The organism is Chitinophagales bacterium (assembly GCA_040877935.1).
GTDB lineage: Bacteria > Bacteroidota > Bacteroidia > Chitinophagales > CAIOSU01 > JBBDNB01.
In genome coordinates, this window is sequence record JBBDNB010000042.1 from 45,217 (window position 1) to 71,590 (window position 26,374).

The 26,374-nt window shown below is 38.5% G+C and carries 27 protein-coding genes and 1 tRNA gene; 13 read left to right on the plus strand and 15 right to left on the minus strand.

Going from position 1 to position 26,374, the window contains the following annotated elements; all coding sequences use genetic code 11:
* Positions 1-19: 19 nt before the first annotated feature.
* The 5 genes from lepB to WD048_10950 are packed head-to-tail and all read right to left on the minus strand — an operon-like array spanning position 20 to position 4,501.
* Complete coding sequence (lepB, locus tag WD048_10930) at positions 20-1,459, minus strand: signal peptidase I (GenBank protein MEX0812719.1); 1,440 nt, start codon at positions 1,457-1,459, stop codon at positions 20-22.
* Positions 1,460-1,469: 10 nt separating this feature from the next.
* Positions 1,470-2,198: a 4-hydroxy-tetrahydrodipicolinate reductase gene (gene dapB, locus WD048_10935; GenBank protein MEX0812720.1), complete on the minus strand. Its 729-nt coding sequence runs from the start codon at positions 2,196-2,198 to the stop codon at positions 1,470-1,472.
* Positions 2,195-2,788 (minus strand): DUF5683 domain-containing protein, encoded by a 594-nt coding sequence (locus tag WD048_10940; GenBank protein MEX0812721.1) that lies wholly within the window; start codon positions 2,786-2,788, stop codon positions 2,195-2,197. The genes dapB and WD048_10940 overlap by 4 nt, the downstream gene beginning before the upstream one ends.
* A 10-nt stretch (positions 2,789-2,798) precedes the next feature.
* Positions 2,799-3,695, minus strand: coding sequence for a ParB/RepB/Spo0J family partition protein (locus WD048_10945; protein ID MEX0812722.1), 897 nt, complete (start codon positions 3,693-3,695; stop codon positions 2,799-2,801).
* Positions 3,692-4,501 (minus strand): AAA family ATPase, encoded by an 810-nt coding sequence (locus WD048_10950; protein MEX0812723.1) that lies wholly within the window; start codon positions 4,499-4,501, stop codon positions 3,692-3,694. Before WD048_10950 ends, WD048_10945 begins: the two co-directional genes overlap by 4 nt.
* Positions 4,502-4,804: 303 nt before the next feature.
* Here WD048_10950 and WD048_10955 point away from each other — a divergent pair, with 303 nt between their 5' ends.
* The 4 genes from WD048_10955 to WD048_10970 are packed head-to-tail and all read left to right on the plus strand — an operon-like array spanning position 4,805 to position 7,468.
* A complete protein-coding gene (locus WD048_10955) occupies positions 4,805-5,329 on the plus strand; it encodes an NAD(P)H-dependent oxidoreductase (GenBank protein ID MEX0812724.1) in 525 nt (174 codons plus the stop codon).
* Positions 5,305-6,906 carry an ABC transporter substrate-binding protein gene (locus tag WD048_10960; protein MEX0812725.1) on the plus strand — a complete coding sequence of 534 codons (1,602 nt, stop codon included), beginning with the start codon at positions 5,305-5,307 and terminating at the stop codon, positions 6,904-6,906. Before WD048_10955 ends, WD048_10960 begins: the two co-directional genes overlap by 25 nt.
* Entirely contained in the window at positions 6,903-7,220 is a 318-nt protein-coding gene (locus WD048_10965) for a thioredoxin family protein (protein MEX0812726.1), read from the plus strand. The genes WD048_10960 and WD048_10965 overlap by 4 nt, the downstream gene beginning before the upstream one ends.
* A 5-nt stretch (positions 7,221-7,225) precedes the next feature.
* A complete protein-coding gene (locus WD048_10970; GenBank protein MEX0812727.1) occupies positions 7,226-7,468 on the plus strand; it encodes a hypothetical protein in 243 nt (80 codons plus the stop codon).
* A gap of 259 nt (positions 7,469-7,727) precedes the next feature.
* Here the strand turns inward: WD048_10970 and WD048_10975 are convergent, their stop codons facing one another.
* The 4 genes from WD048_10975 to WD048_10990 all read right to left on the minus strand — a co-directional run bounded on the left by WD048_10975 (position 7,728) and on the right by WD048_10990 (position 10,824).
* On the minus strand, positions 7,728-8,117 hold the full coding sequence (locus tag WD048_10975; protein ID MEX0812728.1) for a hypothetical protein: 390 nt from the start codon (positions 8,115-8,117) through the stop codon (positions 7,728-7,730).
* Positions 8,118-8,136: 19 nt separating this feature from the next.
* Complete coding sequence (locus WD048_10980) at positions 8,137-9,780, minus strand: ELWxxDGT repeat protein (protein MEX0812729.1); 1,644 nt, start codon at positions 9,778-9,780, stop codon at positions 8,137-8,139.
* A gap of 302 nt (positions 9,781-10,082) precedes the next feature.
* The gene (locus tag WD048_10985) at positions 10,083-10,400 is read right to left on the minus strand and encodes a helix-turn-helix transcriptional regulator (GenBank protein MEX0812730.1); all 318 of its coding nucleotides are present in this window, start codon (positions 10,398-10,400) and stop codon (positions 10,083-10,085) included.
* A gap of 349 nt (positions 10,401-10,749) precedes the next feature.
* Positions 10,750-10,824: transfer RNA gene (locus WD048_10990), tRNA-Val, on the minus strand.
* Between the two features lie 219 nt (positions 10,825-11,043).
* Between WD048_10990 and WD048_10995 the strand changes: the two genes are divergently transcribed.
* The 3 genes from WD048_10995 (at position 11,044) to WD048_11005 (ending at position 15,651) form a co-directional block, all read left to right on the plus strand.
* Positions 11,044-13,440 carry an AsmA-like C-terminal region-containing protein gene (locus WD048_10995; GenBank protein MEX0812731.1) on the plus strand — a complete coding sequence of 799 codons (2,397 nt, stop codon included), beginning with the start codon at positions 11,044-11,046 and terminating at the stop codon, positions 13,438-13,440.
* 169 nt (positions 13,441-13,609) lie between these two features.
* On the plus strand, positions 13,610-14,797 hold the full coding sequence (locus WD048_11000) for a HAMP domain-containing sensor histidine kinase (GenBank protein ID MEX0812732.1): 1,188 nt from the start codon (positions 13,610-13,612) through the stop codon (positions 14,795-14,797).
* Positions 14,798-14,946: 149 nt separating this feature from the next.
* Entirely contained in the window at positions 14,947-15,651 is a 705-nt protein-coding gene (locus tag WD048_11005) for an SDR family oxidoreductase (protein MEX0812733.1), read from the plus strand.
* 133 nt (positions 15,652-15,784) lie between these two features.
* On the opposite strand, the gene WD048_11010 is transcribed toward WD048_11005, so the two are convergent.
* The 5 genes from WD048_11010 to WD048_11030 all read right to left on the minus strand — a co-directional run bounded on the left by WD048_11010 (position 15,785) and on the right by WD048_11030 (position 20,281).
* Positions 15,785-16,303 (minus strand): hypothetical protein, encoded by a 519-nt coding sequence (locus tag WD048_11010; protein MEX0812734.1) that lies wholly within the window; start codon positions 16,301-16,303, stop codon positions 15,785-15,787.
* A 52-nt stretch (positions 16,304-16,355) separates the two neighbouring features.
* Complete coding sequence (locus tag WD048_11015) at positions 16,356-17,114, minus strand: hypothetical protein (GenBank protein ID MEX0812735.1); 759 nt, start codon at positions 17,112-17,114, stop codon at positions 16,356-16,358.
* Between the two features lie 25 nt (positions 17,115-17,139).
* On the minus strand, positions 17,140-18,282 hold the full coding sequence (gene hppD / locus WD048_11020; GenBank protein MEX0812736.1) for a 4-hydroxyphenylpyruvate dioxygenase: 1,143 nt from the start codon (positions 18,280-18,282) through the stop codon (positions 17,140-17,142).
* 12 nt (positions 18,283-18,294) lie between these two features.
* The gene (locus WD048_11025) at positions 18,295-18,879 is read right to left on the minus strand and encodes a hypothetical protein (protein ID MEX0812737.1); all 585 of its coding nucleotides are present in this window, start codon (positions 18,877-18,879) and stop codon (positions 18,295-18,297) included.
* Between the two features lie 244 nt (positions 18,880-19,123).
* The gene (locus WD048_11030; protein ID MEX0812738.1) at positions 19,124-20,281 is read right to left on the minus strand and encodes a homogentisate 1,2-dioxygenase; all 1,158 of its coding nucleotides are present in this window, start codon (positions 20,279-20,281) and stop codon (positions 19,124-19,126) included.
* On the opposite strand from WD048_11030, the gene WD048_11035 reads away from it, so the two are divergent.
* The gene (locus tag WD048_11035) at positions 20,276-21,235 is read left to right on the plus strand and encodes a hypothetical protein (protein ID MEX0812739.1); all 960 of its coding nucleotides are present in this window, start codon (positions 20,276-20,278) and stop codon (positions 21,233-21,235) included. The two genes, WD048_11030 and WD048_11035, sit on opposite strands and share 6 nt — an antisense overlap.
* A 78-nt stretch (positions 21,236-21,313) precedes the next feature.
* Here the strand turns inward: WD048_11035 and WD048_11040 are convergent, their stop codons facing one another.
* A complete protein-coding gene (locus tag WD048_11040) occupies positions 21,314-22,441 on the minus strand; it encodes a Fic family protein (protein MEX0812740.1) in 1,128 nt (375 codons plus the stop codon).
* 482 nt (positions 22,442-22,923) lie between these two features.
* Between WD048_11040 and WD048_11045 the strand changes: the two genes are divergently transcribed.
* The 5 genes from WD048_11045 to WD048_11065 form a co-directional block, all read left to right on the plus strand.
* Positions 22,924-23,844 carry a hypothetical protein gene (locus WD048_11045; GenBank protein MEX0812741.1) on the plus strand — a complete coding sequence of 307 codons (921 nt, stop codon included), beginning with the start codon at positions 22,924-22,926 and terminating at the stop codon, positions 23,842-23,844.
* Between the two features lie 282 nt (positions 23,845-24,126).
* Positions 24,127-24,714 carry a hypothetical protein gene (locus WD048_11050; protein ID MEX0812742.1) on the plus strand — a complete coding sequence of 196 codons (588 nt, stop codon included), beginning with the start codon at positions 24,127-24,129 and terminating at the stop codon, positions 24,712-24,714.
* Between the two features lie 45 nt (positions 24,715-24,759).
* Positions 24,760-25,347 (plus strand): hypothetical protein, encoded by a 588-nt coding sequence (locus WD048_11055; GenBank protein MEX0812743.1) that lies wholly within the window; start codon positions 24,760-24,762, stop codon positions 25,345-25,347.
* A 262-nt stretch (positions 25,348-25,609) separates the two neighbouring features.
* The gene (locus tag WD048_11060; protein MEX0812744.1) at positions 25,610-26,170 is read left to right on the plus strand and encodes a hypothetical protein; all 561 of its coding nucleotides are present in this window, start codon (positions 25,610-25,612) and stop codon (positions 26,168-26,170) included.
* The coding region (locus tag WD048_11065; GenBank protein MEX0812745.1) for a hypothetical protein at positions 26,170-26,374 on the plus strand (205 nt) is incomplete at its 3' end. The genes WD048_11060 and WD048_11065, both read left to right, overlap by 1 nt.

Consider the following 26,374-nt stretch of genomic DNA (forward strand, 5'->3'; position numbering starts at 1 on the left):
GCACAGGTTCTATAACAGCTTACTCGGCCTTCCCATCCCATCCATGTATAGGCATAAAGAGGCGATTCCAGCGGATATTGAACGGGAAAGATTCTCCTTTGTCTAAAGACAGCCAAACAAGCCAGGCTTTACCCACAATATGATTTTCGGGAACAAATCCCCAAAAACGCGAATCTTCAGAATTGTGGCGATTGTCGCCCATCATAAAGTAATAGTCCATTTTAAAAGTATAGGAATCTGCCGGGGCTCCATTGATCTTGATCTGATCGCCCTCAATCAACAGCTCATTGCCTTCAAAAACTTCTATTATACGCTTATAAATCAAAATATTATCACCAGTGATCTCCACAGTCTCTCCTTTAGCAGGTACTTTTAAAGGCCCGAAATAATCCACATTCCAGGGGTATTTCTCAATATCCGGTGGATAGTAGTAGCGTTGTGGTTGTACTTTATTCTTTGTAGCCAAATGCTTTTTCACTTCCCTGATATTTTTAAAAGCTTCCAACTGTTTCACTTTATCATCGGTGAGACTGAATAAATAAAGTCCTTCGTGTGCTGAAACCATGCCCCCATCGGTAATCTGCATATCGCGAATCACTTTTCGGTTTAAGGGTTGTCCATCTGTTCTCACGCGATATTGGTATTGCATTTCTACCGGTTCATAGGCCTTTTCACCATTTACATACAAGACACTTTTATCTACATGGATTTCATCACCGGGAACAGCTACACAGCGCTTAATATAATTTTCCCGCTTATCTACCGGTCTGAAATCTTCCTGTGGCCAATTGAAAACCACAATATCATTCCGTTCCACTTCCTGAAAACCGGGAATTCTAAAATAAGGCAATTGAATGGCATCCGAATAAGACTTACCTCCCACTACCGGCATGGTGTGGTGGGCAAAAGGAAAAGATATGGGTGTCATAGGTGTACGTGGGCCATAGTGGAATTTGCTCACAAAAAGAAAATCACCAACGAGCAGGGTTTTCTCCATTGAAGAAGTAGGAATAGTATAGGCTTCAATAATAAACGAGCGAATTATTGTAGCTGCTACTACTGCAAATATCAATGCATCTATCCATTCGCGTGCCTGGCTTTTTTTTCTGCGATTTTTTACGCCCAAAAATTTAAATTCCTTCTTTTTATCCAAGTAAGGCAAATACACAAACCAGAAGAATATACCGAGAATCTGGTCTAAGAATGATGAGCGGTCGAAGTTTTTCAAAAATTCAGTCACCATCCAGATAATAAGAATAACATTCACATAGGGGATAAAAAATACAATGATCCAGGCTTTGTTCTTCTCAATAATTTCGAACCAAACAAGCACATTGCGCATAGGTTTTTTGGCCTCATCAGCACCTTTGCCTGCTGCCTCAAAAAAATTAGGAAGTAAAACCGTGATTCCGCTAAACAGCAAAAATGGTAGAAATATGAGTAGTAAATAAATGCCCATCTGTTCTTTGTTAAAATTTGAGTAAATCTTTCATTTCAAAATAGCCTTTCTCCTTCTTATTGTGCACCCATTTTGCAGCCATTACTGCCCCTTGCACAAATCCTCTGCGCGACTTAGCTTCATGACTGATGGTGATATAATCAATATCCGATTCGTAATGGATAATATGGGTACCGGGCACATCAGGCTCTCTTCTGGAAATAATGGGCAATACATACTCCTTTTCATCTTTCGGATTATTTTCCCATTTTGACTTTCGCTTTAAATTAGAAAGAATACCTTCAGCAAGTGTAATGGCCGTTCCACTTGGGCTGTCGAGTTTTTCTGTGTGGTGAATTTCTTCAATATCAGGTTCGTATTGTTCCTGGCCATTCATCAGCTTAGCCAATTGCCTGTTTACTTCAAAAAAAATATTGACCCCAATACTAAAATTTGAAGCATAAAAAAGTGTCTTGTCATTTTCCAGACAGTATTTTTTAATGCGCTCAAAATCATCAAGCCAGCCTGTAGTACCCACCACAACTGGAATATCTGCTTCAAAACATTTCTCAATATGCTTAACAGCCGTATCGGGAGTAGAAAATTCTATTGCTATATCCGCCTTTTGCAGATTTTCAACAGTGAGTTCATCTTTGTTGTCCTTATGGATTTTAAGCACTACTTCATCTTCTCCCTGTTGATCAATGAGTTGTGCAATAGAGCCTCCCATTCTTCCATATCCTAATAATGCTATGTTCATAACCTAAAAATTATTGAAACACCGGCAGTAGCAGAACCTCTCTGGGAATGAAATCCCATATCAGGTTGCACATGCATGCTTAAATCATCGCTAATATCATAATTGAAAAGATGCGCATCTACTGCTGCATCTACCAAATTTAAAGCATACAAAACCGCTGTAAATATCACACTTAAATCTATATTTCTTTTGTAATGATTTTTTAGTTCCAGCAGATTGTTCTCGCTCACACTGCCTTCAAATTCATCCACCGTATTGGGGTCGCCATCTACTCTTAATTTATAGGCATCGCGATACATACGCCAGTCTTGTGTATTGGTATAAATGGAATAACCCAGACCGCCAAATCCAGCATAAATAATCGGCAGTTTCCAATATTTTTTGTTGTAAATCTGCCCCAGTCCTGGCAGTACGGCACTGAAAATCACCGCCTTTTTGGGGCTGTGTTTTTTAGGTTGCCTGGAAACTTCTTTCACCTCCACCTGGCTGCTGAGCGTGTCCTTAGGTTCGGTATAGACTTCTGCCTGGGCCAAAAGCACTTTTGGAAAAACAAAAAACAAAAGCAGGGGGATAAAAAAGATGGATTTCAAAAAGTAAGTTTTAGCCATTACTCAGTTGATCTAATAGTCGGTCTAATTCTTCATCAGAGGAATAATTGATCACAATTTCGCCTTTATTGCCCTTTTTGGGTTTGAGCAATACTTTCGCAGAAAGCACCGAAGAAAGTTCATCCTGAATTTTGCGATAAGCCAAAGGCAAATCCTTGTTTTTTTCTGCGTTTCGTTTGGCTTTGGGCTTGTAATTCTTCGACAAATTTTCCACTTGCCGCACCGATAAGCCGCGCTTCATAATCTGATTAAAAATATCGATTTGCGCTATAGAATCATCCAGGGCAATCAAGGCACGGGCATGTCCCATGCTGAGTTTGCGGTCTCTAATACCGCTTTGTATTTCGGGGGGCAATTTCAAAAGGCGCAGATAATTGGTTACTGTACTGCGGTTTTTGCCCAGTCTTTTTCCCAGGGCATCCTGGGTCAATTCACATTCTTCGAGCAGGCGCTGATAATTGATTGAAATTTCTATGGCATTGAGGTCTTCGCGCTGAATATTTTCTATCAATGCAATTTCCAGCATCTCCTGGTCATCGGCTTCACGCACATAAGCGGGAATGTCTTTCAATCCTGCCAGTTTTGAAGCGCGCAGCCTTCTTTCTCCCGAAATCAACTGGTATTTATTTTTGCCCAATGCACGAAGCGTAATGGGCTGAATAACACCATGTGTTTCTATGGAATCTTTTAATTCATTGAGTTTTTCTTCATTAAACTCAGCTCTGGGTTGAAAAGGATTGATCTCAATCAGGTCGAGTGGTATGCGGCTAATGCCTGTTTTGGCAGCAATATCTTTTGAATTGAGATTTTCTGCTGCCCCCACATCATCCTCAATGCCACTTAAAAGGGCACGTATTCCTTTTCCCAATGCTTCTTTTTTAGCACTCATTTTTTAAAATCTAATATTTTATCGCCAGAATCCATTTTGGTATCATTGTTCTTTTGCAAAATCTCTCGGGCGAGATTTAAATAATTTACTGCACCGGTACTTTCCGCATCGTAAAGTATTGCAGGCTTTCCAAAACTCGGTGCTTCTCCCAATCTTGTATTTCTGTGCACAATGGTATCAAAAACCAGTTCGCCAAAGTGGCGCTTCACTTCAGATGCTACCTGATTGGACAAACGTAAACGTGTATCATACATGGTTAGTATAATGCCTTCAATTTCCAGATCCGGGTTTAATCGGCTTTGCACAATTTTAATTGTATTGAGCAATTTACCCAATCCTTCCAGTGCAAAATATTCGCATTGAACGGGAATGACAACACTATCTGCAGCTGAAAGTGCATTCACGGTAATCAAGCCCAGAGATGGAGAACAGTCTATTACGATATAGTCGTAATCGTCTTTCAGGGCTTCAATTGCCGTTTTCATAATCATTTCCCTGTTGGGCTGATTAATCAGCTCTATTTCCGCCCCTACCAAATCTAAATGAGCAGGCAGCAGATGCAGGTGCGGGGTTTCTGTTTCAAGTATTATATCTCTTGGATCTGATTCATTGACCAGTATATCATAAACACTGGCTTTAATGTTTTTGGGATCAAAGCCAATACCCGAAGTACTGTTTGCCTGCGGATCCGCATCAATCAAAAGTGTTTTGTATTCCAACACTGCAAAACTCGCTGCCAGATTTATGGCTGAAGTAGTTTTGCCCACTCCCCCTTTCTGATTTGCTAAAGTTATTATTCTTGCCATCACATATTATTCTGGAAATAAAAAAATAAGTGTCAATAAATCAGAACCTTTAATTTTCAATTTAAGGACAAAGGAATTATCGACCCTCCTGACTATTTAGTACTTAGCATTGCTACCTTTAAAATAAATATCCCGATAGATTTGCTTACTAAATTCGCAGGGAAGTATGAAGATACGGATAATGCTAAAAATCTGATAGGGAGCAGCAGGCTTTTATAAACAATGCGCTGTTAATAAGCACTTCAAATTGCCAACATAATAGGGTAATTTTGTTGAAAATCTAAAATAAATATTTTTGCACTAATGACCACTCTCATTTCTGCTACCAATCGTCCTGGAAGTATGACCCTTTTGGTAGCCCAAACATATAAAAAAATACTTGATAAAAAAGGCTACCCCGTAACGCTTTGCAATCTTGAGGATTTACCTGTAGATGCCTTACACAGTGCTATGTATGGCAACCCAAGCACCGCATTTGATGTTTTTCAAAACAAATACCTGATTCCTGCCGATAAATTCCTGATCATAGCACCCGAATACAATGGTGGTTTTCCCGGAATTTTAAAACTGATGATCGATGCCAGTGATATTCCCAATGCCTATCACGGTAAAAAAGTAGCCTTAACGGGCGTGTCTTCAGGAAGAGCGGGAAACTTGCGTGGAATGGAGCACCTTACCGGTATTTTCAATTACCTGCAAATGCAGGTGATGTATAATAAACTACCTATCTCAAAAATAGAAACCCTTATCGATAAAGAAGGATTTCTTGCAGATATGGAAACCTTAAAAGCCATAGACAAACAATGCGATCAATTTATAAAATTTTAAGCTTCTGCTTGCTCTTATTGCTGCTCTCTGCCTGCAATCCAAATGAAAAGAAAGAACTGGGCAGCGTTTTTCGTTTCAATATTTCTTCGGCAATAAACTCCCTTGATCCTGCATTTGCAAAAGACCAGGCTTCTATTTGGTTGGTCTATCAAATGTACAACGGGCTAATTACGCTCGATAATGAATTGAATGTAAAACCCGCCCTGGCTAAATCCTGGGAAATCAGTGAAGATGGACTGCACTATACTTTTCACCTGAGAACGGATGTGCATTTCCACAAAAATGATCTCATTGCCAAAGAACGCACATTAAAAGCTTCAGATGTAGTTTATAGTTTTCAGCGCATTATTGATCCAAAAGTAGCTTCTCCAGGCTCATGGATTTTTAATGATAAACTTGCTGAAAACAAACCTTTTAAAGCTCTGAACGACAGCACTTTTCAGCTTAGCTTAAACAGCCCTTTCGGGCCAATGCTCTCCCTGCTATCAATGCCTTATTGCTTTGTGCTGCCTGAAGAAGTGGTGGCGCATTACAAAAGTGATTTCAGGAAAAATCCGGTGGGGACAGGTCCTTTTCAATTAAAAGTATGGAAGGAAGGGCAGGTCATTATCCTGGAAAAAAATCAGGATTATTTCGAAGAAGGATTGCCAAAATTAGATGCCGTAAGGGTAAGTTTTATTGAAAGCAAAGAAACCGAATACCTCAAATTTATCCAGGGAGATATTGATTTTATGAGCGGTATTGACCCCGCTTATATTGATGAATTGCTGGATAAAGAAGGTAAATTAAAAGCCGAATGGAACGGTAAAATTGAATTGCTAAAGGCACCATATCTCAATACGGAATACCTTGGCATTTTACAAAGTACAGACAATACGGCACTCAATAAGAAAGCCATTCGACAGGCCATCAATTACGGTTTTGATCGCAGGCAAATGATCCGTTTTCTGCGCAATAATATCGGTATTCCGGCAGAACAAGGTTTTATCCCATTTGGCTTGCCCGGTTTCAATCCGCAAGCAGATTATGGCTATTCCTATAATCCGGATAAAGCAAGACAATTGATCAAACAATCGGGCTACAGCGGGGAAAAAATAAAACTGCTGACCAACTCGAGCTATGAAGATATCGGCACCTATATCGTGCGCCAGTTGAATGAAATTGGGCTGAACATTGAAATGGATATTGTTCCCCCGGCTTTTCAGCGGGAAATGATGGCCAAAGGGGATGCAGATTTTTTCCGTGGCTCCTGGATTGCCGATTATCCCGATGCTGAAAATTACCTGGCACTATTTTATGGCCCGCTTGGAGCACCACCCAATTACACCAATTATTCCAATCCTGTTTATGACAAACTGTACGAAGCTGCTTTGAAAGAAAACAATGAAGCCGAACGCTTAAAACTCTATCGCAATATGGACAGCCTTATAATGAAAGATGCGGTAGTTGTTCCTCTTTATTATGACCAGGTTTTGCGTTTTGTGCAAAAAAATATCAGTGGATTAAATCCCAATCCCATTAATCTTTTAGTTTTGAAAAATGTTAGTATTCAGAAACCAATAAAAACAGACGAATGAGTTTGATAAAAGCAGATGATGCTCAATTTAGCGAAGCATTAAAATCCAATGAAAAAGTAATTGTGAAATTCTATGCTGACTGGTGCGGCTCATGCCGGCTGATGGCTCCCAAATACAAAAGACTTGCCGAAAATGAAGCTTATAGCGATGTGGCTTTTCTGGATGTAAATGCTGAACACAGCCCTGGAGCCAGGAAAGCTGCCGGAGTGGATAACCTGCCCTTTTTTGCAGCATTTAAAAATGGTGAACTGGTGGAAGGTTCCTCTGCCGGAAAAATTGATTTTGTAGAAAAACTGATTGAAAAAGTAAGCTGATAATTATGAAGATCCCTGTAATAAAAAAGCTGGTAGAACAATACGATGTCAACACCCTGATGGCTGCTGAAGAAGCCATTATAGAAGAAGATACCCCCGCAATACAAATTGAAGGCAATGATGAAGGAGAGCAATTGACCCACGTGCTGGCCGCCATTTGGATATTAGAGGATATGAAAAATAAGGGCCATGATTTTAAAACTGCGCTGCGCGCCTATTCACAAAAGGTCAGGAATTCTATTTCTTAGAGTTTTTTAGACATCAAGCTTGAGTTGTCTTCCGGAGATGCCTGAAAAAATACACAACGATCCCCCAGGAACTCAGAACACAAGCCTTGCAAATGGGGGCGATATTTTAAGTTATGTTTTACCTAATAGTGGGTAGTCTATTGCATTCAGCATGAGTTATTGAAATAACAGTACTGTCCGATAAAAATCTAAAATAGCAAAAAAGCACTGTCAGGCCTTCGGCTTCAAGGATCAGGTTTCCTATGCAAATTCAGAAAATTTAATTTTTTCTATTGGGTTTGTATATGGGTATAGCCTGTAAAATACAAACGGCTGAATCTTTTAAGTAACCCGGAGTCCATTTGGGCATTTTTGCAAATTGATTTTCAATGGCTTCTGCACATAAATCTTTGAAACCTACAGCTTCTATAGCTGTTGCTTTACCTTCTTTATTGATGATAAATTTTACATATTCCAGATCATGAACCGTACAATTCTCCGGATATTCCAGGTCTCTGATAAAGTGGGAAAAGGCAATATCCCCACCGGGAAATTGTGGCATGGAATCAACTATATTGTAAATTTTCCCGCAGTCATTATCTGATGTGATTTGGGACTGCAATTGAAGACCAAAAAACAATATTACAATAATTGAAAAGAGCCTGATCATAGGAAATTAATGGTTGAACTCAGTGTATTTTAACAAAATGCTCAACCGCTGAGCCATAGTCATTTGAAAGGTGTAACAAATAGGAGCCTGTTTGAAGTGCCCTGGTGTTGACCTGGCATGAATTAGCACCCTCTGAAATTTCGTCTTCAAATATTATGCGTCCCATTAGGTCATAAACCTGAAGGTGCATTTCTTGCTTAAGTTCTTGTTCAAACTCAATTTGCAATTGTTCATTAACAGGATTGGGGAATGCTACAAAACCAATGTCTCCAGATTCAAGTAATTCAACTGAAGTCGTGTCATTATCTGTTGCAGTGGTATCTTCATAAGTCCACAACTGCTCCCCGGCAAAATTAAAATCAGCATCGAAAAACAACTTGCCCTGAAATTCAACAAACCCCGAAGGATTGTCGAATGGATCATTATTAGGGGCTATGGGAGGCATTATGATTTCAGTACCCGCTTCTGTCCCATCTGAAACCCACATTTTGCGGCCATTTCCATCATTGGCCTGGAAATACAATTTGTCCTTGTAAACAATTGGCCAGGCAGGGAATGCATCACCGGAAGGATTCAGGTCTTTGAGCATTTGTGTTCCTGCTGTGGTACCATCGCTAAACCAATACTCCTGTTCGTGGGTGCCGTCATCTGCTCTGAAATAGAGCTTATCCCCGTATTCAACAAACCAACCCTGGATTGTTGAAGAACCCGAGGTATTGATGTTTTTAAGCATTTGGGTACCACTTGATGTGCCATCACTTATCCAGAGCTCATCTCCATTTGTACCGTCATTGGCAGAAAAGTAAAGTTTATCCTTAAATACAAACGGATAATTAAAATCACATGACCCTGCACCTGGGTTAATATCTTTGAACAATTGGGTGCCCGCTGTTGTACCATCACTTACCCAAAGCTCTTTACCATTCACACCATCATCTGCGTTGAAATATAATTTATTGTCATAAACAATAAAATCAGCAGGACTACTGTTGCCTGCACCCGGGTTGATGTCTTTGATCATTTGCGTTCCGGCAGAAGTGCCGTCTGTTGACCAAAATTCATCACCACTGGAGCTAATGGCAGAAAAATAAACCTTGCCATTGAATTCAGTAAAGTTAAAAGGAAGAGAGCTGCCTATACCCGGGGATATGTCTTTGATCATTTTAGTGCCGACAGTAGTGCCGTCAGATCCCCACAATTCTTTACCATTGGTGCCTTCATTTGCAGCAAACAACAACAGATCCAATGCAGGTGCAAAATGACTGATTTCCCCGGCTATAGCACCGGGATTGATATCTTTCAACAATTGTGTACCCGCTTCAGTACCATCACTGATCCACAGCTCTGCTCCAATACTTCCGTTGTTGGCTGAAAAGAACAAAGTATTGTTAACAGATGCTATATTACTTATAGATGAACCAAACATACCGGGATTGATATCCTTGAGCATCATGGTTCCCGATTCGGTACCGTCCGTTACCCATAATTCATTTCCATGGGAAGTATCGGTTGCTGTAAAGAAAAGCTTGCCTGATGACAAGGTGAAATTTTCAATACCGGCACTGCCGTTCTGGTTGATTACTTTTAAAAGATTGAAATGTTGAGCTCTTAAACTGCTGCAGCAGCAAATCATCAAAATAAATAAGCTGTATTTTGCGGTCATGTCAGAAGATTTTGTATTACAATTTAAAAAATTATAACTGAACTACACAAAATCTTGATGTGAAAGGGTTTTTCTGTTCTGTGTGGGTGCTGCTGGATTAAAAATTTTGAAAGGCCCGGGCTTTTAGCTCGATCTCCCTTTTTGACAAGCCGTAATTTTTAGCAACAACTTTCCATTCAGACACCGCATTTTTCACTTCTTTTATTATTGAAAGGGCTTTTTTCTCTGGTAAGCGAAAATATTCATGTACTTGCATGGCAAGCTCCAGACTTAAGGCATTGTCATTTTCGGAAATGTTAATATTAATTGATTTTTTTTGGAGCCCTTTTCCTTGTAATCAAATCTATATCCTGCAATTTCCTGCCCAACTCATCGTCTTTTGCCAAAAGCAAAAAATCTTTCTCAAGACCAAGAACTTTTAGCACGCTCAGGTAATACCCGATACTCACTCCGCGATTTCCCTTTTCTATTTTCACAAGTGTAGAGCGCCCCATACCGGCACGTTCAGCAACTTGAGCACTACTGAGCCTTCTCCTCAACCTTGCCAGCTTAATATTTTCGCCAAGCTCGGTTAGTATCCTTTGTGTTTTAGGTAATAATATTGGACTTTTATTTGCCATAATGTCTCTTTATAAATACAAATATACCCATTTTGTATCAATAATGACACATTAATTTCTAAAATCACAATCAACAATCCAATAGATCATGACCCATTGAAAACCAAAAAGCCCTCCAGTTTCCTGAAAGGCTTTTCTATTGTGTGTGGGCACTTGCTGGATTCCCTGCTCCAATGGGTCATGACCCATTGGATTAACAAAAAAAGGCTCCAGAAATAAATCTGAAGCCTTTATCCGTGGGCCCTGCTGGATTCCCCGCCCGAACGCCTTCAGGCGGGCGGGGAACCTGCGACCTCCCGCTTGTCAATAAAAAAGCCCTCCAAAATCTGAAAGGCTTTTCCATTCTATGTGGGCACTGCTGGATTCGAACCAGCGACCCCCTGCTTGTAAGGCAGGTGCTCTAAACCAACTGAGCTAAGCGCCCTGCTTAATTGCGACTGCAAATCTAAATGAGTTCGACTTATTTACCAACAAAAAAATGAAATTACTGGCATTTATTTTTTAAAATCGCATAAGCGCATTCAAATTATAGCGTTATTAGCCCTTGTATATGATCCTGCGCATCTTCAAATATTTTCTCTGGCTCCTCTCCTTTCTTTTGATCGCTGGCTTTGCTATCTATCTGCTTTTCAACAGTTTTTTTATGGATACGCTCAAAACACAGGTCATCAACACGCTGAATGAAGAGTTGCAAACACCGATATCGGTTGAGGGGCGTGTTAACCTCAACTGGTGGACTCATTTTCCTCGCTTGAGTATAGAACTGAATCAATTGCAAGCTCTGGAAAGTATTGAGAATAGTGAAGCAGTTTTGCTCAAAGCAGACAAGGTGTTTTTGATGCTCAATCTTCAAAAGCTTTGGCGACAGGAATGGGAAATTGAGCAGCTCGCCATTGCACACGGTCAACTTTCAATGCACAAAGACAAAACCGGGCTGATCAATTACCGCTTTTTAAAAGAGAAAAGCGACACCATACAGGGTGAAGCAAAAGGCATTAGCCTGAAAATTGCTGCCGCTCAGCTCAAAGACATACAGTTCACCTACATTGATGACAAAAGCAATGTCAATCTGAATTGTCATGTTCAAAATCTTAAACTCTCGGGAGACTTCAGTGCCGATTCCATTGCGCTAAAGTTGGAAACGCAGTTCCATGCGGGACAAATCGACATCAAAGAAACGCGCTATATTGATGACCAACAAATCAGGCTCAGCGGTACTTTTACACTTTTCCCAAAGGAAGAACGCTACAACTTTTATGAAATGCAACTGAGCATTGGCGATAATCCCTTTCTGCTCAATGGGGAAATAGATCAGCGCAAATACAGCACTTACTACAATCTTAAGATTTTAGGCCAGGATTTACAAGTCAATGATTTTCTTAAAATTCTACCAGAACGATTTGCAGAATGGGCTCCAAAATTCGAAGCAGAGGGAAAGTTCTTGTTTGAAACCAAAATTCGCGGTTATCTAAATGCACAAAACAATCCCTACATCAAGATCAACTACACACTGGATGATGCAACACTTTTGGCAAAAAGCGAAAATATCAAACTGGAAAATCTGAGTACAAAAGGCAGTTTCAACAATGGCGAAAGCCACACCTTAGAAGACGCAGCACTTTCAATGGACCATATTAAATTTCGCAATCAGGGCAGTGAACTCATTGCGCAATTGTTCTACAAAAATTTCAACAACCCCTATCTTATTCTAAAGCTGAATGGAGCACTTGAAACAGCACATTTTGGCCTGTGGGACAGTACATGGCCTGTTCAGAATTTTAACGGGGTTTTAAATTTTGAACAATTTGACCTGCGCGGAAGATTTATCAATACTGCTCAGCGCAACAATATTGCCCTGAAAGGAAAAGTCAGCGGTTCAATGCTGCAATTTGACTGGGAAGCACGTCCACTTTCTTTAGAAAATTTCAATATTGATTTTCAGGAAGATCAGATTTTGATTCCAAAAGCAATAGCCATGATTTCGGGGCAAAAAATAGAGCTCAACGGAACACTTTCCACCATTGACAAATGGCTGAAATATACCCCCCAAATCAAAATTGAAGCTGCAATTAAAGCAGAGAATGTAAATCTGCTGGCACTTGAAAAATGGTGGGCCAAGAGCAGGCCGCTTGACAATTCAGAAGATAAAACAGCTGCAGCGATTACGGGAACCATAAAATTTGATTTGGCACAAATATCATATAAAAAACTATATGCCAAAAACATCAATGCAAATGTAGAATTGCTGAACAAAGAAAATCAAAAGTTTGCCTTGCGATTTGAAAGCATGGAAGGCAGTGGAAAATTGCTTGCCGAAAAATCAGGGAATTGCAGCACTTGTCTGGAAATCAAATACCAGCTCGACAGCATCAATATCAAGAACCTGTTCAATCAAATGGATAATTTCGGGCAAAAGGAACTTACTGCAGAAAACCTGGAAGGACAACTCAACAGCAATGGCACTTTGAATTTCCCCGACTGGAACAGTATTACAGAAGCTAAACAAATGCAGGGCAATATTTACATGAATATCAAAAACGGTGCTTTACGGGGATTCAAACCACTGGAAAGTCTTTCAAAATTTATCAAACTGGACGATTTGCGCAATATTCAATTTCACACCCTGGAAAATGAATTTATTATAAAAAACGGAACAATCGATATTCCCGAAATGCTGATCTTGTCCAATGCTTTTACCCTGGCACTTTCAGGGCAGCATCACTTCGATTCCCGCATTGATTATCTGATCAAGCTCAATATCTACAATGTGCTGGGCAATAAATTCCGCTTGCGCAAAAGCGAAGTCCCCGATGCGGAAATGGTGGATACGGACGATTTCAATTTTTACCTGAAAATGCAGGGCACTACGGACAACCCCATTGTTTCATTTGACAAGCAGGGTGTTAAACACCGCTTTCAGCAACAGAGAAAAGACTGGGAGAAGTTGCGCAATCCTGAAGAAAGAAAATACAGCACAAGGCAAGAAAGACTACACTGGGATACTGAAGAAGAACTGGAAACGATTGAGTGGGAGAAATGATGCACAACAAATGACGAGTTATGAATAAAGGTTCTAAGCTCTAACTTCCAATTTCTAACTTCTAACTCCCAACTTCTATCTTCCAGTTTCTAACCTCTAACTCCCAATTTCTTATTTCTATCTTCTAACTAAACAGAGAAGAGCAGCAGACTTTTCCTAAATTTGGCGAATGAATTTATACAGGCAACAATCTACCTGGCGGCTAATGCTGATTATTGGGGCACTATTAATAGTATCAGCTTCGCTATGGTACACCAATCACCTGGCCAAAGATATTGCGCGCAGCGAGCAGAAAAAAGTAGAGCTATGGGCCAATGCCAATAAAAACCTCTACCAGGCTGATGACAATACAGATTTAAATTTTCTATTTGATGTCATTAAAAACAACCAAAGCGTACCCGTTATTCTCACCAATGAAGAAAATGAAATATTGGCCTGGCGTAATCTGGATTCTGTCAAAGTAAAAAACAACGACACCTACCTGGCCGAGCGACTGCGGGAAATGAAAAAGAACAAAGCACCACTTCAAATTGAATATTACGAAGGCAGCTACATATATATTTATTACGAAGATTCGATATTACTGAAGCAATTGCGCTATTATCCCTTCGTTCAACTGGGTATTATCGGGCTCTTTCTCTTTGTCGCCTACCTGAGTTTTTCAACCGTAAAATCTGCCGAACAAAACCAGGTATGGGTGGGAATGGCCAAAGAAACTGCACATCAATTGGGCACCCCCATTTCCTCATTGGTAGCCTGGGTGGAATACCTGAAAGATCATTTACCTGAAGATACAAGCAAAGAGGAAATCATCACGGAACTGGGCAAAGATGTAGATCGCCTGGAACTGATAGCCGACCGTTTTTCTAAAATCGGCTCCAAACCGAAGCTCGAAGAAATCCAATTGGTTCAGCCTTTAGAAAAGACTTTCCATTATATCAAGCGCAGATCATCCGACCGGGTGCATTTTAAAATGGATGTGCCCGAAAATCTTAAAGTGCAGATCAATGCGCCTCTGTTTGAATGGGTTTTGGAAAATTTATTGAAAAATGCACTGGATGCCATGGATGGAAGCGGAAGCATTGAAATGATTGCCTTTGAAGAAAACAATAAAACAATTGTAGAAATTAAAGACAGTGGAAAAGGCATTGCTTCTTCAAAATTCAAAACCGTATTTCAGCCGGGCTACAGCACTAAAAAACGCGGCTGGGGACTGGGGCTAACCCTTACCAAAAGAATTATTGAACAATATCATGGTGGCAAAATATTCGTAAAAAATTCAGAAATTGATAAGGGCACAACTTTTAGAATTGAATTGCCTAAAAAGAAAAAAACCAATAAAATCAGAATCTCCTAAACCCTCATTTTGCAATTGAAAATCAATTGCATAATTTGACGAATGAAAATCAATAACTTATCATGAAATGGAGAATACCAAAATGGTGATTTTCATTGTCAGGGTTAAACGATTCAATAAATTGCTTGTTCATTGTAAAAAAATACAGCATGGATTTAAAAGGAAAGAAAATACTTATTACAGGAGGAAGTCTCGGAATTGGGAAAGCCACAGCTAAATTGCTGGTAGAAAAAGGTGCACAGGTAGCCATAACAGGAAGAACCGGTATCCGGCTTTCTGAAGCTGCCAAAGAAACAGGAGCCTTCCCGATAGTAGCAGATGTATCTGAAGAAGCCGATGTTAAACGCAGCTTTGATTTATTTTTAGATGAATTTGGGAAAATAGATGTGCTAATCAACAATGCGGGAATTGGCATTCGCAAAAATGTGGATGAACTGAAACCTGATCATTTCCAAAAAATCTTTGATGTAAACGTTGTCGGTGCATCAATGATGGCTGCAGTAGCCGCCAAACATTTCAAACAACAAAAAAGCGGCAGCCTGATCAATATTGGCTCTACAGCCGGACTAAAAGGATATCCTGGCGGCAGTGTATATGTGGCTTCTAAATTTGCCCTGCGCGGGCTCACAGAATGCTGGCGTGCTGAATTAAGACCTTTTAATGTGCGGGTGATGCTGATCAACCCAAGTGAGGTAACTACTGCTTTTGGCAATCCCGAACGCAAAGAAAGAGCTGAGATCAAAAACAAATTGCGTCCCCTGGAAATTGCCCATGCCATTGTTTCGGGACTGGAAATGGACGAGCGGGGCTTTGTTCCAGAATTGTCAGTCTGGGCTACCAATCCTTTTGATTAATCGCATAGTTGCATAACTGCGACCTGATCAATCCGGCATACAAATTAAGGATCTACGACTTTTTAAGACTTAAAACGCCTCACTAAACTTTAGGCACTTTAGTACACTTTAAATACTTAAGGCACTCTTGAAATTATTCCCCGGCACGGATATAGTAGGAAATTTCCAAATCCATATAACCGTAATCCATGACCAAAGTATCATTTTTGAGATGCGCAATAGCTGTTCGGTATCCCCCGATTCTCACTGTAATTCTATGATCATTCAGGGCATTGCCCACTTCATACTCCTCCTGATAAACCTGTTTTCCATTTTCATATTTGGTAGCAGTACTGTCTTCAGAAAAATATATGCTTTTGGATTGTTCTGAATCTTTGGCTAAAGTAGTTTGGGGTGTACGTGCACAGCAAATGGTTTTGTGCCAGTTCCACTTGCCGTAGAGTTCTTCCCTAAATTTATTGAGCGAAAATTCATTGAGTTTAACTTTATTCAGCTCCATTTTTTTTGTCTGCACACTCACTTCCATAGTTTTCAATTTCTCTTCCCTGGTCAGTTCCCTGGTCTGGGTTTCAGCTTCTTTGCTCGATTTACAAGCGGCCATAGTTCCAGCCAATATAAAAAGCATAAGTAAGCCAGCTAAAATTTTTGTCATTGTGTGTTTTTTTAAATAAAAAGATATGTAAGCCGAAAAACAGCTCAAGTGATTAAAATTTTAAAGTAAAAGATGCTCCGGGTCCTGCTGCCGCTCCGGGACTGATATCCCAAATCAACTGTCGCGAAGCACTGCCATCTTTGGATTCACGGTCTATTTTACGGTTTCTTACTGCGGCTACTACCGGTGCATCAATCACAGACCATAAAAAAGATCCAAAGGCTGCACCTGCGCCAATGCCCATAGCTACTTTTTGTCTTTGGGTAAATCGATCACCGGTACCGGGACAGTTGGAATTGCCAAAGCGGTCTATTGTGCATGGTTCGTTATCGTTCCTGCTGGATGCGATCAATGTGCCGATCACAGTGCTGCCACCAGCTACCCACAATCCGGACATAACAACGCCTTTGGCAACATCCCCATTGTAGTACTGACCCGCACCGGGCAAAAACCAGGACATTGTAAAAGCAAGAATAGGAAGGCGCTTGCCCTTCTCATGATAATCTGACCTTTCCTGCGCTGCATCGGCCATTGTTTCGCGATCAACTGTTCTTCCGGGAACCCTGGGGCGTTGTGTTGCAGTAATTACTTTTGATTGACCATCGGCAAATTGAATCATGAAAACCTGGGAACGGGGCACCGTAAAAATGGCCGGCTCTTCTCCTTCTGAAATACGGTACTTGATTTCCCTGTCATTCACTTCCAGCACTTTAGCCGATTCTTCTGTGCCATCAACATAAATAATATTGTCTTGTGCTAAAAGCATACAAGAAAAAAATACCATAAATACATTCAGAATTAGCGTTTTCATAATGAATTGATTTTGATTTACAATATTACAAAGTGCCTCTCAGTTCCTGCTCTCTTTCAATGGATTCAAACAATGCTTTGAAATTTCCTTTCCCAAAAGAACGTGCACCTTTTCTTTGAATAATTTCATAAAATACTGTTGGTCTGTCCTGTACCGGTTTGGTAAATATTTGAAGCAAATAGCCTTCGTCATCACGGTCAACAAGTATATTCAGTTTTTTCAATTCGGCAATTTTTTCATCAATCTCGCCACAGCGATCCAATACTGTATCGTAATAAGTATCGGGCACATTCAGAAATTCCACACCGCGCCTGCGCAATTCAGCCACAGTCTTCAAAATATCATCAGTTGCAATGGCAATATGCTGCACTCCGGAGCCTTTGTAAAAATCTATGTATTCTTCAATCTGTGATTTTTTCTTGCCTTTTGCCGGCTCATTAATGGGGAATTTAATTCTGCCGTTTCCATTGGACATTACCTTACTCATAAGGGCGGTGTATTCAGTGGAAATATCTTTGTCATCAAATGATACCAATTGGGAAAAACCCATTACCTCTTTGTAGAATTTACACCATTTGTTCATTTCGCCCCAACCTACATTTCCTACCATATGGTCTACATATTTAAAGCCCAGTGTTTCGGTTTTGTAGGTTGCTTTCCATTTTACAAAGCCGGGCAAAAAGACGCCATTGTAGGCTTTGCGCTCTACAAACAAATGAGCGGTATCGCCATAGGTGCGAATTCCTGAAAACACAACTTTTCCCGATTCATCTTTTGCCTCAGTAGGTTCCAGGTATGCCTCAGCTCCTCGCCTGGTACATTCTTCAAAAGACTTTTTGGCATCTTCTACCCATAAAGCAATATGCTTTACACCATCTCCGTGTAGTTTTTGATGCTCGGCAATTTCACTATCGGGTTCAAGCGCAGTGCTGAGCATTATGGTCACTTTTCCCTGCCGCAATACATAGGAGGTTTTTTCTTTGTCTCCTGTTTCAAGACCACTATAGGCCAATGGCTGGAAACCAAAGGCATGCGCATAGTAAAAAGCCGATTGCTTGGCATTGCCCACGTAAAACTCTATATAATCCGTGCCCATAATGGGCAAAAAATCCTCACCCTGAAGTGCTTCGGGCGAAAGTTTTTGATTGGCTGTATTTGTATTTTCCATTTCAATAAAAATTTAAAAGTTCTGAATTGTGCTTATCACCAAATTACTAATTGGATAAGCAATTACCAACAAAATTAGGTTCAATATCTTTTGCTCTGCCGGAATCAATGCCTTATCTATTTCTGTTTTGATTTTAATTGTGGCGATCAGTCCGAGCAGTATATAATATAAGTTTGTGCCCAGTGCCATCCATTTCTCATTGGCAAAAAGCAATATCACTACATGCAATAACAAAACAACTGCTGTAACGGACACATAAATTGAATCTCCACCTATTTTCTTGTGCAATACACGAGAGGTCCAAAACAGTAAAATACCAAACAAGGCATGTGCAGCAATAAATAAATTGATTACCAAAGGGAAATGATATGCGCTATAAAATCCGGCAATCTGCGCCAGAAAACTAATGGCATACAAACCCATCACAAGTGTATAGATCGAAACTTGACTAATTCTCATGTAGTGGAGGTTCAGCAAAAAAGCGCAGGCAAAAAACAAACCCAAAAGAATTTCATTCCCCGGATAATCAAATACAGGCAATAATATCGCAAACACTATCAGCAAACTACAGGCACGGCCCAGTATTCTTTCTATCATTTAGTTTTATTTATAGGAGGTTCTGTTTTTATTTAACCCGCATTATTCATTATAAAAAATTATTAATGACAAAAAACGCCTTTTAATACGTTTTTGTCTGGGTTTAACCCAGACATTTGAAAATCACCAAAGAGGTTTCCTCTATAACATAATAAGTTGTTGATTTTCAAATCGTCTGACTTGTGCTGACCAAAAGCGTCAGTATTATGCAATAGTTTCCTATTGCATAATTCCGGTTTAATCTTTATTCTTCCTGCCAACTCAAATAATAATCTGCATCCTGGATATCCATTGCTTGTTTTGTCAATTTCAGTGGTTTAAATGTATCGATCATCACGGCCAGTTCTTTGGTTTCTTTTGCCCCTATGCTTTTCTCAACCGTGCCCGGATGCGGCCCGTGGGGAATACCCATAGGGTGCAGCGTAATCATTCCTTTTTCCACATGTTTTCTGCTCATAAAATCTCCATCGACATAATAGAGCAATTCATCAGAATCTATATTGCTGTGATTGTAGGGCGCAGGAATAGATTCGGGATGGTAATCAAACAAACGCGGTACAAAAGAACAGATCACAAAATTATGTGCCTCAAAAGTCTGGTGCACCGGTGGCGGCTGATGAACACGGCCTGTAATGGGCTCAAAATCTTGGATTGAAAAGGCATACGGATAGAGATAGCCATCCCACCCCACAGCATCAAAAGGATGGGTGGCATAAGTATAAGGATATAAAAAGCCGTTTTTCTTGATCATTACTTTGAATTCCCCCTGCTCATCATTGGTTTCCAGGTTTTCAGGCTTGCGAATATCCCTTTCGCAAAAGGGCGAATGTTCCAGCAATTGCCCAAACTGGTTTCTATAGCGTTTTGGTGTACGTATTGGGCTGAAAGATTCGGTGATCAACAGCCTGTTCTCTGCATTGTTAAAATTCAACTGGTATATTGTTCCCCTCGGAATTACAAGATAATCTCCATAGGAAAACCTGATGGCACCGTACAAGGTACGCAAAGTGCCATTGCCCTTGTGAACAAACAGCACTTCATCAGCAGAAGCATTTTTAAAGAAGTAATCATTAAACGATTCCTGTGGGGCAGCTAAAGATATCTCCAGATCATTATTGAACAATACTGTTTTGCGACTTTCGAGATAATCCGATTCGGGTTTTACATTAAAGCCATTGAATGCCCTGTGCTGCATATTTTGTTCCAGAGCTGCTTCGGGACGAATGTCTTTGGCTGCTTCAACCGATTTGATTAGTGTTGGTGGATAGCAGTGATAAACCAAAGCATAAACATCTGAAAAGCCTTCGGCAGAAACCAGTTCTTCGGCATAAAGTGCGCCTCCCGGTTTTCTAAACTGCGTGTGTCTTTTATGTGGGATTTCCCCAAGTGTATGATAATGCATAGCTATGAAATTTTCTTGTTCAAAAATACTGAATTAATTGGGGGCTTTGAAATTGGGCTGATTTTTAGGTATAATCCCAAAGAAGATATTTATCAGGACATGCAGAACTGCCCTCACTCATCATATCTAATTAAACCCAAACAACAAACAGCCATTTTTTCTTATTTTTATTTTCATATGGAGGCGACTACAAGATGTAATATTGAAAGGGATTCCCACAAGTTGCAAGCTTTCGTGATGTGGAGGGAACTCATAGGAAAAATATTAGCAACAGGACTATCACTATTATCAAATACATACCAAGTAATTAAACTGTTTGTTTTTTTATTTTTAATAATTTCTTGTAATGACTGCAGAAAGGATGGACTTAATTCAGAAGAACAATCAAAATTAACTGATTCAGTAATAATTCACTACAAAGATTCAACCATTCACATAGTTTACCATGTAGAAGATTCTTTATTACATGGTAAATATTTATTTTACTACAAAAGCGGTCGACTTTTTACTGAAGGTTATTATAAAAAAGGCTGGCAATCAGGGGTATGGAAATATTACTATGAAAATGGAGAGGTTAGTGAAATAGGCAAATATGATCAAAACGAACTTGATACTTCATTAGTTAATAAAGTCCATCTTACAAAACAACAAAGTTCCGATTGTCATTTCATAAGTTCTTGGAATACGCATCAAGCATATAAAAAAGAAGGAGAAGCTCCAAGAGTAGGGATTTGGTCTGAATATTTTAAAAATGGGGCAATAAAAGCTAAAGGTAAATATTTACCTATTACGTTTTGTGAATTTGAAATTGATCCAGATACATTTAGAGAAATTGAATGGGTTCATTATCCAAAAGATAGTATTTGGAATTACTGGGATTCAACTGGCAAATTGATTAGACAGGAGTTTTACAAAAATGGTATGATGGTTGATTCTACAATATTTAATAAGTGATAAATACCCTCCATAACTGCCCCCATCCTGCCGCAACGCACCTTGCGGCAAGTAAAAACTTTCAAATTCTCAAAAACTTTATTTTCTAAAAAGATCAATGTATTCGTGCAGCATGTATCTGCGATTTCTGGACTGACCTGAAATTTCAAGCAATATTTTTGCCTTTTCCATTTCCTTCAATAAAGCATTTGCAGTGGCAGGAACTACACCCAGCATTTCTTCAGCCCTTCTTGGCGATACAATTGGTTCAGAATACAACTTGTTAATGAGTTGTCTTGCCAATTGGCTTCTTCTTCCAAAATCCCTGGTCAATTCATGGTATTTTGAGCGTAAAGATTCAATAGCAGACAATGTCCTTTTGCTATCTTCTGCTGTTTCTATAACCACAGATAAAAAGAATTTGAGCCATTGGTCCATATCAGCGGATTTGGTAACTCTAAGCAGGGCATCGTAATATTCACCCCTGTATTTTTCAATAAAGGCAGAGATATAGAAAATAGGCTTGTTCAGAATACCGTATTCAAGCATCTGTAATATTATAAGCAGCCTTCCAATGCGTCCATTTCCATCGAGGAAAGGATGTATTGCTTCAAATTGATAATGGGATATAGCAATTCTGATAAGCGGTGGTAATTGCCAGTCCGTATTGTGCCAGAATTTTTCAAGATCACCCAGCAATTCAGGGAGCAATGAGTCATGAGGAGGAATATACATCGCATTTTCAAGATTTGTACCCCCGATCCAGTTTTGCGAAGAACGGATCTCGCCCGGTCTTTTTCGCTCGCCCCTTACACCTGATAAAAGTATTTCATGAGCTTCTCTCAATAGCCTCATCGACAGTGGGAGTTTGTCTGCTCTTTCTATCGCATAGTTGAGCGCATCGATATAATTGCGCACCTCTTGCCAATCGTCTTTTTTTTCCGGGGCAATGTCCTTTTCACTCAACACAGCCTCGTCAATATTTGTACGTGTACCTTCAATTCGGCTGGAAGTAGTGGCCTCTTTAATCTTGTGCATTTCGATAAAGAAACTGACATCAGGAAGCAATTCCGCATAAACATTCAATGCCCCCAATGCTTCCGAGGCCTTGGAAACCAATGAAAGCACAGCATCGCTCCTCCATTCAAATGGCTGGTCCAAAAGCGGGGGGACAAAGCATTTGTATTGATACTGTTGCCTATAAGTGCCTTTTTTATACGATTCCATTCTATCTCAAACTTAAAATAAAAATTTCGTTATTTTAAGTTTATGGCTCAACTTAAAATAAAAAAGTCGTTGTTTTAAGTTACCAAGCTAAAGTTTCAGAGCAAAATTGAGTAGCGTTTATACTGAGGCATTTTCCACGATATTCAATAGTTACGGAATCAGTAAACCCAATAGAAAACGGAATCCGGGAGAGAATGGCATTGAGCAATTGAGCCATAAAACAAGCATAAACGTAGTGGTCATTGCGACTTTGTCCGAAGCACAGCAATCGGGAAATTTTTTTAAAATTTCCCGCTAATTGCGTAGCTAGTTTAGTCGCAATAACGCAGTGTTGCGTAGCTTTTATGAGTTCAATTGGTCGCAGCCTTGAATTTTTTGGTACTTTTTTTTCAAGAAAAAAGTACGAATAAAATGTAAAATATTAATGACATCCCACCAAGCCCAACCAACAAACAGCCATTTTTTCTTATTTTTATTTTCATATGGAGGCGACTACAAGACAGATTTTTCTACAAATTTTCAAAAGCATTAAAAAAACATGGTTTTTAGGCACTTTGTTTTTTATGTCTTGCTTTAATACCTATGAAAATGAAAATCGTGATTTTCAAGCTGATATAGATTCTTTTGTAAGTATTCTAAATGACACTATCCTAGGAAAAAGAGATTTTGTAATTGAAAAAACTTCACAGCTAATAAAGAAAAATAGTTCATGTGGTGAATGTTATTTGTTTAGAGCTTTTGCTAAAGAGGATCTTTCTTTAGAAAATGAAGCAATACAAGATTACTCTTATATCATAAACAATAAAGACAGCTTATCATTTGAATACACTTCATTAAGTGTAGACACAATATTATCAATAGCTCATAAAAATAGAAGTACCCTTTATTTTAAAAATGAAGAGTATATAAAATCAATTTATGATTCAGAAACTCACTTAAAATTTAAAGGAGACAACATACACGACCTAAATAATATCGGTGCTCTTCAAATGAAATTAGGAAGACCATCTATAGCATTAGCTTATTTAAAACTAGCCTACAAAATAGATAGCTTACATTTTAATGTGTTATTAAATATTTCGCAGGTCTACTTAAATATTGACTCACTAGTTTTAGCCAAGAAATATATTAATTCTGCTTTGAAGCAAAAATATGATTACGAAGCCTTTTATACCCGTGCTTTAATAAATAGCGAACAAAGAAACATTGATGAAGCAGAAGAAGATTTTCAAAGATGTTTTAAGCTAAACAACACTGATCCAGAAATATATAAAGCATATGCACTGCTGAAACTTTCGCTAAAAGATACTTCAGCATTTTGTAAAAACATAAAAACTGCATTGGAGCTAAATGGTCGTTTTGATGAAAAGCAGATTTCTGAAATTTGTTACAAATACCCATAGCTGATGCAATGACACCTAAGCAGTGAGCATAGTCTTCTTCTACCAAACACAACCTTGCCCAAACAACAAACAGCCATTTTTTCATAATTTTATTTTCATATGGAGGCGACTACAAGATGTAATATTGAAAGGGATTCACAGAAGTTGCAAGCTTTGCAAACTTTGGGATGGAGGCACAAGAACCGCTTTGCTAATTCTTGCGCCAGCGGGAAAAAAAGCAGTTAATAAAACAATAATTAAATAATTTGATTTACAATAATGTTTAGTTTTAAAAGGCAATTTATGATTCCCAAACTAATATTTTATTTTATTTTGATTATTTTTTTTATTAAATGTTCATCAAATGACAAAAGTAATGAAAGCTCACATAGTTACTCAAATAATTGGTTTAACTATTGTAATAAAAGTGGCGGATATTCTATACAATTTCCAAACGAGCCAACTGATTATGATACAGTAATAACAGGACACTTTAGTAAATACAACCTAAACAGTTATTTTATATCATACAACCCCTATAAAAATGAATACAATAACTTCTATCTTATTGAGCACAAAATATATTCTGACTCAATTTTGAAACTTATTGGTTTAAAAGATTTTGAACTCATTAATTCTCAAATCGACACAATACAAAAATTATTTGAATCAGAAATTGTTAGATCAGAAATTGAAAAGTCAGACATTGGTTATTGTAAAGCCAAAAGAGTTAAAATGTTTAACGCGGATAAAAGTACTATACTTTCTGTTAAAGTGATATTTTGCAATAATACACTGTACACTTTGATGGTTTCCTCAACACCTAAAGAACAAAGAAACATTTATATAAATAAGTATATGAACTCATTCGCTATTAAAAACTGTAAATAATCTAATAAGAAGAAGGCTATTGAATAAAAATTATTAATATTCAAGATGAATTATTGTGCATTAATATTTAGCATTATCTTATTGCTATTAGCAATTATTTTTGGTTGTAATAATGCTAATAATAAAAACGATAGTATTAAAAACAAATGGTTTAGACATATAGATCTTAATGGAAATTACATTTCTTACTTTCCAGAACCACCCAATCATTTTGATACTATCATAGATATTTATTCAAGTGGTAATGCGTACAAGTATACCACAGTTTACAAACCTGAACAAAAAGATCCAAATCATTTATATCAAGTATCATTCGAAAAAATCTCAAGCTTAGCAATAAATAAGTTTGAACAAAATAAATATGCATTTATAGATTCATCTATAAAATCAATAAAAAATAATCTTGATGCACAATTAATTGAAAGTAAAAAAATATCCGAATCTAATAGTTGTTACATCAAAAGGATCAAAATGCTTTCTAAGCCGATAAATGCTATAATAAACACTAAGTTATATTTGTGTGACACCATACTTTATACAGCTTCAGTGATTTCACCTGCTAAAAATCAAGATAATACTAATATTGACTTATTTTTAAACTCTTTTGAACCCTTTAATAACTCTGAAAAGTAAATTTATGTGAAGGGTAATAATAGTGAGAAAGGCTCCATAGTTGGCAAGAATGGCACTCTGGCCCGCCCGAATGCCTTCTTCCACCAAACCCAATCAAACCCAAACAAACAGCCATTTTTTCTTATTTTTATTTTCATATGGAGGCGACTACAAAATGTAATATTGAAAGGGATTCCCACAAGTTGCAAACTTGCTTTGGAGGCACAAGAACCGCTTTGCTAATTCTTGCGCCAGCAGGGGAATAACAATTTAAATAATATATATGCAAAATATTGACAGAGTTAAAAGAAATGGCAGAATAAAACCTTCGATCTTTGATTACATTATATCATTTGGGGTGTTGTTTTTTTTTATAATGTTTTGGCTAGTTGCTTCATCATTGTTTTTATCTCATTTTCTTGATTATTTACTAGGAAATGAATTAATAATAAGCAATCTAATTATTTTCTCTGTGACATTTTTTTTAAGCACATTAGTATTGATTCGTTCTATATCAATGATACCTGGAAGGCTCAGACTGCATACAATAGTAGAAAACCTGAATGATAATATAAACAAAGAGGCTGTTGTAGAAAATGCTCTTAAAAGACTTCAATGGACCTATTATAAAGTTTCAGATCATGAATATCATGCTACTACAGGTTATACAATCTACTCCTTTGGACAAGAAATTACCATACTCTACTTTGAGGACAAAATATTAGCTAATAGTGTTGATTACAAACATGCTTTAATATTTAATAGTAATAAAAAAAATATCGCCATTTTAAAGAAAGTAGTCCATGATATTTTAAGAAATCCACCTTTGGAAATAAAAAAGTAATGGGTTCATATCCCACCTTCTTCCACCAAACCCAAACAATCCCAACCAACAAACAGCCATTTTTTCTTATTTTTATTTCCATATGGAGGCGACTACAAGATGTATTGAAAGGAATTCCCACAAGTTGCAAACTTGCGGGAGGTGGGGCGGGGTATGCTGGACAAGGAGCTGAAAAAGGATTTGAAGGGGATGATCAGGCACCTT